The organism is bacterium (assembly GCA_040757115.1).
Lineage (GTDB): Bacteria > UBA9089 > CG2-30-40-21 > CG2-30-40-21 > SBAY01 > JBFLXS01.
Window position 1 is genome coordinate 1 of sequence record JBFLYA010000385.1, and the last position, 2,293, is coordinate 2,293.

The 2,293-nt window shown below is 35.3% G+C and carries 3 protein-coding genes; all 3 read right to left on the reverse strand.

Going from position 1 to position 2,293, the window contains the following annotated elements:
• Positions 1-359, reverse strand: a 359-nt coding sequence (locus tag AB1422_18915) for a hypothetical protein (GenBank protein ID MEW6621373.1), incomplete at its 3' end; no start/stop codon positions are given.
• A 155-nt stretch (positions 360-514) separates the two neighbouring features.
• A complete protein-coding gene (locus tag AB1422_18920) occupies positions 515-1,516 on the reverse strand; it encodes a hypothetical protein (protein MEW6621374.1) in 1,002 nt (333 codons plus the stop codon).
• Between the two features lie 252 nt (positions 1,517-1,768).
• On the reverse strand, positions 1,769-2,293 hold a 525-nt coding region (locus AB1422_18925), incomplete at its 5' end, for a hypothetical protein (GenBank protein MEW6621375.1).

A 2,293-nucleotide genomic window follows, 5' to 3' on the forward strand; every position in this document is an offset into this window, starting at 1 on the left:
ACTAACTGCCCATTACCATAGACATACGAAGTTTTACTGGTAATAGTTACCTTCTCTGCCGGTGGTGATTCTAACTTCTGGACTACCCGCACTATTTCGTATGCCTTGCCATTGGCAAGTAATGTCTGACTAATTCCTATTCCCTCTTTTCCTCGCTCATCTTCTATCCCTGCCTTTACCCAGGAATCTACGCGTTGCAAGTCTTTATACTGAAATATTATTGAACCGTCTACATTCAGTATTACCTGAAATGTCTCTTTTTTATCACCTGGCGAGTACAATGGTACATCTTCCCAACTCATTACCCATTTATCACCTAAATCTTTGTAAGTAATCTTACCACCGGCATAAGGATTCAAATCCCTGAAGAACGGTGCTATCTCTATTATCAGGAATGCTTAATTTTCAAAGAGCAATTAAGAAAAACTAAATTTTACTATTCCTTTTATTAACAATAAGTTATGTCTAATGTGAATTCTATAATCAAGGTTTGATCCCACTATCTATCCACTATCTACCCTTCTTTTTTCAAACTAACCCAAACAGAAGGAGTAAAATAATATCTCCGATGTTGGACCCAAATAATAAAAGGAGATGGGACAATTTCATATCCTCCTATTCTAATACTCTTTTTAGTCTCTACATCTATAATATAAAGTGTACTTTCATGTCCCTTCATCCCTGTCTCTCTACCATATAAAATAAACTTACTATCCGGTGACCAAAGTAAATCACCCCAGAGGTCCCCTATTGCCCTTATATAGGAGTCCCTCCATGAAACTTCCCCTTTAATGAGAAGTTCTTTACCACTACCATCAGGGTTAAGAAGATAAGCATCACCATCTTTGTCTTTATAAGCTATCTTTCTACCATCAGGAGACCAACTTGGACATCTCCCTTCAGCTATTTTTATCGTCTCTTTGGTATTTATATCCATAATCTTGATTTCATAATGTGTTGGAGGTTTATCAAAAAAAACCTTTTCGGGAGATTCATCTTTTGCAGATTCATAAACAATTTTATTCCCATCAGGAGACCACGCTTGGGAAGAGATCCCCAAACAAGGAGCAGTAGTAAGAAATTTCGTCTCACCAGTTTCAATATCAATAATATACAAATTCTCGATACACTTTATTGTATCCGGATGATCTTTCTTCCAACCCTCCGAATAACTTACGGTAAAAGCAATTAATTTGCCTGAGGGTGACCAGGAAGTACACCAGATATCACTACACCCTGGAAACAACTCTTTTGCTGAAAACAACTCTTTTAGACCACTTCCATCACTGTTAATTATATATAGACCCTTCCAACTACAACAAAAGGCAAATTTTAATCCATCAATAGAGGAGGATAAAGAATTACAAGTCATTTTTAACTTACTGATACGATATAAGTTACCTCCTTTTTCCAGAGAGACTCTTATTATTCCATTTTCATACCAAGAATTATTTATTCCTGCTATACACCAATTATTCTCTTTCTCAAGCCTGACTAATTGTCTTCTTAATCCCATGAGTAATCCTCCTTCTGAGGGGGGAATCACCGATGTAATTAAAATTATGGATACTATAATAGAAAGTCCCACTTTTTTTATCAATTTTCTTACCATGGTGTCCACCCATTTGGCCAGCCGGGTGTCCACCCCATACCTGGAGGAATGTTGGGGTCAGACCGTGAATGTTGAATGTAGAAGAAACTACTTTCTACATTCACGGTCTAACCCCCATCCTACCCCCTGTGGTTGACTCAAGAAAATACAATTTGACTACCTTACCCACCATCTAAAAAATAATTTATACCACCATGAATTTATTGGTTTTGCTCCGTAAAGAAATCGGTCTGATTTATCATAATATTCATAAAAACGAACAATGATTCTATAATGTTGTGGCTGTGTTGCATAAAGCAAATAAATGTCCCTGCCACATTTACTTAACCACATAGCCATATCTATATTCCAATCTCGTTTACCCAAATATGTTTTATATTTTTCTTCAAGTTTTTTTATTTCAAGTGTATCAATAACAACAGTTACTCCAGCAAGTTTACCATCTACAAATTCTAATTCCCATCTACTACCAGTATTATCATTTCTAATATATTGATAACTACCAATAGTATGTGTACCGAAGCTAATATTTGAAGTAGTTAATTTATTCAATACTTGGTTATATGAATCACCATAAAAGTAAGTTCCAAGTCCTATCTCTTCAAGTAGATAAACCTTATTAAGATCAGAGTTTGATTTATAACTATGTGTACAACCAATAGTAAAAATTAAAAAAATCCA